5 protein-coding genes and 1 pseudogene are annotated in these 6,073 nt (G+C 36.2%); 5 read left to right on the plus strand and 1 reads right to left on the minus strand.

Annotated features, from left to right (window positions below):
* Positions 1-7: 7 nt before the first annotated feature.
* Positions 8-184 (plus strand): annotated as a pseudogene (locus tag E2L07_RS21775) (heavy-metal-associated domain-containing protein); the annotation flags it as partial.
* A gap of 517 nt (positions 185-701) precedes the next feature.
* On the plus strand, positions 702-1,013 hold the full coding sequence (locus tag E2L07_RS16220; protein ID WP_101226401.1) for a four-helix bundle copper-binding protein: 312 nt from the start codon (positions 702-704) through the stop codon (positions 1,011-1,013).
* Positions 1,014-1,091: 78 nt separating this feature from the next.
* Here the strand turns inward: E2L07_RS16220 and E2L07_RS21550 are convergent, their stop codons facing one another.
* Complete coding sequence (locus tag E2L07_RS21550) at positions 1,092-1,226, minus strand: hypothetical protein (RefSeq protein WP_276399894.1); 135 nt, start codon at positions 1,224-1,226, stop codon at positions 1,092-1,094.
* 341 nt (positions 1,227-1,567) lie between these two features.
* Between E2L07_RS21550 and E2L07_RS16230 the strand changes: the two genes are divergently transcribed.
* From E2L07_RS16230 to E2L07_RS20925, 3 genes are all read left to right on the plus strand, one after another.
* A complete protein-coding gene (locus tag E2L07_RS16230; RefSeq protein WP_101226415.1) occupies positions 1,568-2,116 on the plus strand; it encodes a recombinase family protein in 549 nt (182 codons plus the stop codon).
* A gap of 87 nt (positions 2,117-2,203) precedes the next feature.
* The gene (locus tag E2L07_RS16235) at positions 2,204-5,155 is read left to right on the plus strand and encodes a Tn3 family transposase (protein ID WP_101226399.1); all 2,952 of its coding nucleotides are present in this window, start codon (positions 2,204-2,206) and stop codon (positions 5,153-5,155) included.
* A gap of 426 nt (positions 5,156-5,581) precedes the next feature.
* A complete protein-coding gene (locus E2L07_RS20925) occupies positions 5,582-5,722 on the plus strand; it encodes a hypothetical protein (RefSeq protein ID WP_166740105.1) in 141 nt (46 codons plus the stop codon).
* Positions 5,723-6,073 lie beyond the last annotated feature (351 nt).

Here is a 6,073-nt window from a genome sequence, read left to right on the forward strand (position 1 = left end):
TTGTAAAGCTTCGGTCGAAGCTGAGTTGAAAAAAGTATTGGGTGTTTCTCAATTTAATGTTAATGTGAAAAATCAATCAGCAACGGTCATTTTTGACCCATCGAAAACAGATTTGAATTCCTTAAGAGAAGCTATTCACCGGGCTGGTTACACACCAAAGTATGAAATTGTCAAAGATGGATAAATTGAAAAGTATATGTTTTTTTAATGAACACATCCACTCTTCTTACAAGAGGCGTGATGTGTTTTATTCTTTCCGTTTTCCCCCACTTTTTTAGTTACTTTTTTATTCACTCATTAAACAGTGAGCAAAGAAACTGGATAATTTAATCAAATTCGAGCTTAATGCTGATGGACCTTAAAAGAAAGATGTACTTCGTTTGAAATCTCCGAAAAAAGTCACTGTTGTATCCCAAAAACAAAAAATGAAGCAAAGCTACTTTATTTTCGGCTTTTATCCTCTCCTGTAAATTGTGTTGCGTTAGAGTATCATTTCCATACTTATCATACCACCATCAATGGGTCATGTTATGAAAAAAAATCCAGTCTATGACTTTTTACACGTATCTCGGCTGAACCCCTTCGAGGGGATATGTAAAAATACCCCTAAGAAGAAATCGATTTAAAACACATTTTTCCTTTGGTTTTGGTAAATAGTAAAAAGGTAAGCAAAAAATATACATAAAGGAGATGTTTAAAAAGTGGAACATGTTAAAGGAAATGCGATGGAATTATGTTTTGAGGCAGCAAGATTTTGTGAAAAAACGTACGCTGAGTCATTGGATACGCAAAACACGAAACTGATTCGATATTTAAGGGATTGTGCTGATTTGTGTTATACTTGCGGCAAATTTTGTGCAAGAGACAGTGAGTTTATGGGTGCTCTCGCCAAAGCTTGTGCGGATGTTTGTATCAAATGCGCTGATCTTTGTGAAAGTGTTGGTACTGATATTGCAAAACAATGTGCTGAAGCGTGTCGTCGTTGTGCGGAGGCTTGCCGACAAGCTTCATAATAATAGACGGATTAATATGTAATAAACAGGGGCTTCATTTCAAGCAAGCTCCTGTTTTCATTATTTATTTAGCTCGACCTACTGATGGTTGAACACCTGTTCCACCACAGCATCCACACATCCTGCCGCAGTGGCAAGTGGGACAACATCCACTTCTCTGACAATGGTGGCAACCGGATCCACCGCAACAACAACACTTTCCTGTACCACCACAGTAACGACACCCACCTGTACCACCGCAGCAATGACACATATGTTGCATGAACTCACCTCCATAGGGAATTAATTACTTACTATTAATATGTCATGTTTATTAATCTTGCGGATTGTCCATACAAAAAGCCGATTTACTGGGCCTTTTTTGGGATCTTGGCAAGGTTCCCCATGCTATAGCTGTCACAAAAACGTTCGTTTCTGTTACGTGAGTGCACAACAATTTTCTAAGCTAGCAATCTCCCATAACTAACGTAACAAAAATATGTAACAAAATATTTTGTAACAATATCATTATTTTAGTGTTTTTGATACAATTATATAGGAAGGAGAGGATGTATGTGAAATTTGGTTATATGCGAGTTTCCACAATTGACCAAAATTTAGATCGCCAAAAGAAACAGCTTGAAGATTTCGGATGTGAACAAATCTTTTTTGAAAAACTGACTGGTACTAAACGGGATCGCCCGGAGTTAAACCGCATGTTAGAGTTTCTTCGAAAAGAAGATACGGTTGTCGTAACGGATTTAACTCGTTTATCTCGTTCCACGAAAGATTTGATTGAGATTACAGAGCTAATTTCACAAAAGGGAGCGCATTTAAAAAGTTTAAAGGAGTCCTGGCTTGATACAACAACAGCACATGGAAAAATGTTGTTTACCATTTTTGCTGGAATTGCACAGTTTGAGCGAGATCTTACCTCTGAACGAACAAAGGAAGGAATTTTAGCTGCAAGGAAGCGAGGAAAACTTCCTGGAAGACCAAAAGCTGACGAGGAAAAAATTAAGTATGCTTTATATCTAATGGAACAAGGGATGAGCCGGACTGATGCTGCTGAAAAGGCTGGTATCTCTCGTATGACTCTGTACCGTAAGATACAAAAAAAATAATGCAACTAACTAGTAACCAATGGACCAAGAATTACTTGTTAATGCTTACAGCCTACTTAAATCGTGATTTCAATTGAGAGGTACAAAATGAAAAAACAATGGGAATTAGATGAACTAATCGGTCATTTTACATTAATCGAACCTGAAAAAAAGTTGATTGAAAGTAAGTATGTTAATTCGCAACTGGGCTTTGCTGTAATAATGAAATTTTTTCAGCATGAAGCCAGATTTCCAGCCAAGTCTAGTGATATTCCAAAAGTAATAATCGATTTTATTGCAAAACAGCTTAAAGTACATCCGGCGATGTTTGATCTATATTCTTGGAGTTCTCGTACCTTGACGAATCATCGAAATGAAATCCGGAAATTATATGGTTTTCGTGAAGTTACAATTCAAGATGAGAAAGAGATAACAACCTGGTTACAGGGGAAGGTGTTGGACTATGCTCATGAGTTTGAACCTTTAAAGGAGACTGTCTACTCTGAATTTAGACGTAAAAAAATAGAGCCACTTACTGATGACCAGATTGAAAGAGTGGTTAAATCAGCAGTTTGGAATCAGGAACAGCAATTCTACAAAGAAACTTACCAAAAATTATCTCCTATTACCCTATCCCGTATGGATGCTCTTATGGAGTCATGGGTTGACATGGAAAACGATGAAACAGGCGAAGAGCAAGAAGATAAAAACAAAATTACTTTTCGCAAGATTACACTAGGTCCAGGACGAGTTAGCAAAGATACATTGCTGTTAGAAATTAATAAGTGGAAAACCTTAAATATGTTGGAACTCCCTGATAACCTATTTAGCTTAATTCCACCGAAAGTAATAAAAAAATATCGATTAAGAGCTATATCGGAAGAGAAAAGAGAGCTACGTAGGCATCAACCAGCCATACGCTATACTTTGCTAGCAGCACTTTTTTGGTCAAGAATCAAGGAGATAACGGATAGTTTAATCGAAATTTTAATCACTCTTATCCATAAGATTGACGGCCGTGCGGAGAAAAAGGTTAAGAAAGACCTTATTCTAGAAGTAAAAAAAGTACATGGCAAAAATGACATTCTAATCTCATTATTAGAGGCTGCGCTCGAAAATCCAAATGGAATTGTAAAAGATATTTTATTTCCTTTAGTTGATATGGACACCCTAAAGAATATTATTAAAGAATTGAAATATAAGAACTCGGTTTATCAAGAAAAAGTATATTGGAAAATCCGAAGCTCCTATAGTAGTTCCTATCGGACAGCAGTAACAGAGTTACTGAAAACGTTAGATTTTCGTTCCAACAATCAGAATCATCAGCCTCTTATTAAAGCCATTGAGTTGATTCGTAAATACTCGGGTACTACTCAAATTAATTATGCTCACGATGACGATGTTCCTACTGGAAGAGACATAATTCCTGCTAAATGGCGAGAACATGTCATAGAAAAAGATTCTAAAGGCAATGAGAAAATTAACCGAATGAATTATGAGATTTGTGTTCTTCATGCTCTTCGAGATAAGTTAAAGTGCCGAGAAATTTGGGTGGTCGTTGCAGATCGTTACCGAAATCCAGATGATCATCTCCCACCTGACTTTGTTAAAAATCGAGAAGAACACTATGAAGCTCTTAAGTTACCAATTAATGTGGATGAAAAGATTACGGAGTTACAACAGGAAATGCATGATAAGCTATCGATGCTAGATCAAGGAATACCTAGAAATAAAAAAGTATCCATTTCTGAATATAAAGGTGGATGGATTTCTCTAGCAAAGGACGATATACAGCCTGAACCCAAACGGTTAGCTTATCTCAAACAAGAGATTGCAAATCGATGGTCGATGACTAATCTTATTGATATTTTAAAAGAAACAGATTTACGGGTAGGGTTTTCGGATCTCTTTCAAACATTGGCTACTCATGAACGGTTAGATCGAAAAACCATTCAAAAACGCTTGCTGCTTTGTCTTTTCGGATTAGGAACAAACACAGGTCTAAAAAGGGTTGCTGCAGGGAATACAGATGTTACCTATAAAGATTTGTTATATATTAAGCGAAAATACATTTACAAAGATAACTTAAAGGCAGCCAATGAACATGTGGTCAATGCCATTTTAGCAGATCGTTTAGAAGAGGTCTGGGGGAAAGGAACAACCTCTTGTGCATCTGATTCCACAAGAGTTGTAGCATATGATCAAAATTTAAGAACTCAATGGTTCCCACGTTATCGAGGCCCTGGCGTCTCTGTTTACTGGCATGTAGAGGAAAAATCGATGTGTATACACTCACAAGTAAATACACCGAATTCTTCTGAAGTAGCTGCTATGCTTCATGGATTATTAAATCACAACACCAATAAAGAAATTGAAAAAAACTTTGTTGATACACATGGACAAAGTGAAGTAGGTTTTGCATTTTGTCACTTGCTCGGTTTCAAATTAATGCCACGTCTCAAAAACATCAGTTCACAGAAACTGTATAAACCTAATACTGGAGTCAGTTTTCCTCATTTACAGCCTGTTCTCGCACAAAAAACAATTGATTGGGAATTGATTCGTCAACAGTTTGATGAAATGGTGAAATATGCAACTGCTTTACGATTAAGCGTAGCAGACACAGAATCTATCTTAAAGCAATTTTCGAAAAACACCTCTCATCCTACCTATAAAGCATTACAAGAATTAGGAAAAGCGTTGAGAACTATCTTTTTATGTGAATATCTGCATTTTGAAGAAATACGTAGAGAAATCCATGCTGGTTTAAATGTAGTGGAAAACTGGCATTCAGCCAGTGATTTCGTTTTTTATGGAAAAGGTGGAGAGATCCAAAAGAATCAACCAGAAGAACAAGAAATTGCTATCCTTAGTCTCCACTTACTGCAAAATTGTTTAGTCTACATTAATACTCTTAAAATTCAACATGTACTGAAAGAAAAAGAATGGATCAATCAGATGACAGCAGAAGACTATCGCGCTCTCACTCCTCTAATTTACAATCATATCAATCCATATGGAGAATTTCGAATGGATCTAGATAAAAGACTTGCATTATAATAAACACTTTAAAACGAATGAACCGATTCATATAGAGTTGGTTCATTTACCATTTTTTTCCGAAATTGCACTTCGTCGTTCAGTTGCTGGTTCTACCCCTTTTAGGATCTGACTGGGTTTCAAAAATGCCGATGGTATTTATTTTAGGTCTTATTGGGGTGTACTTTGGTGGTAGAACTATCGTTGATGTTTGGGACTTAATTATAGGAAGAGTGGTTCTGAATTTAGTCGTAATAATTACTCTAATTATTGTAGGATATAGAGTTTTGTTTAAGGATTTTGTGGGGAAAGGCAGCTATAAAATCTAAGAAACTGTCTATGTGTCCTAAGTATAAATACAGTGTTTATTATTTTTAGTAACGCGAGTAAAAGTAATCAAAATAGTATTTTCGCTATTTTATTTTAGAATAAAGGAAGTGTTAAAAAGTGAAAGGTCATGAGACAGGTGGTTGGTTTATGGAGATTTTAATCTATTTAGTGGGAGTGATTTGGGTAGCAGTATTTTTACCTGAAGAGTTTAGTATGGTGATTGACATCTTTAACGACTTAAAAAATAAATTTGGTTAGTCGCACGTAAAACATGTGGTTTTTTAGTTTATAAGCTGTAAGGGGGAAAGTAATAAAATGGATAGTTTTATAGAATTAATAATATCCATTATCTTATGGTTGCTAATTGTGCTACTGGTAGTGTCAAAAGTTCTATGAAAAACTAGCACGGTTCATACTACCTACCATTTATTAGGTGGAAATGCCACGCTATCGCTCTTGACAAACACACCAATGGTTTATTTAGAGGTCAATCAAGGGCGAAGGGAACAAAAGAAGGCATGCTAAATAAACCCTTGACTTTTTCCATTTTAAACCATTGGCAAGTTCGGTTTGTCAAGAGTTCGCTTCGCCGATAGCTGAATAGGGCTC

Source organism: Halalkalibacterium halodurans, assembly GCF_004376175.1.
GTDB lineage: Bacteria > Bacillota > Bacilli > Bacillales > Bacillaceae_D > Halalkalibacterium > Halalkalibacterium halodurans.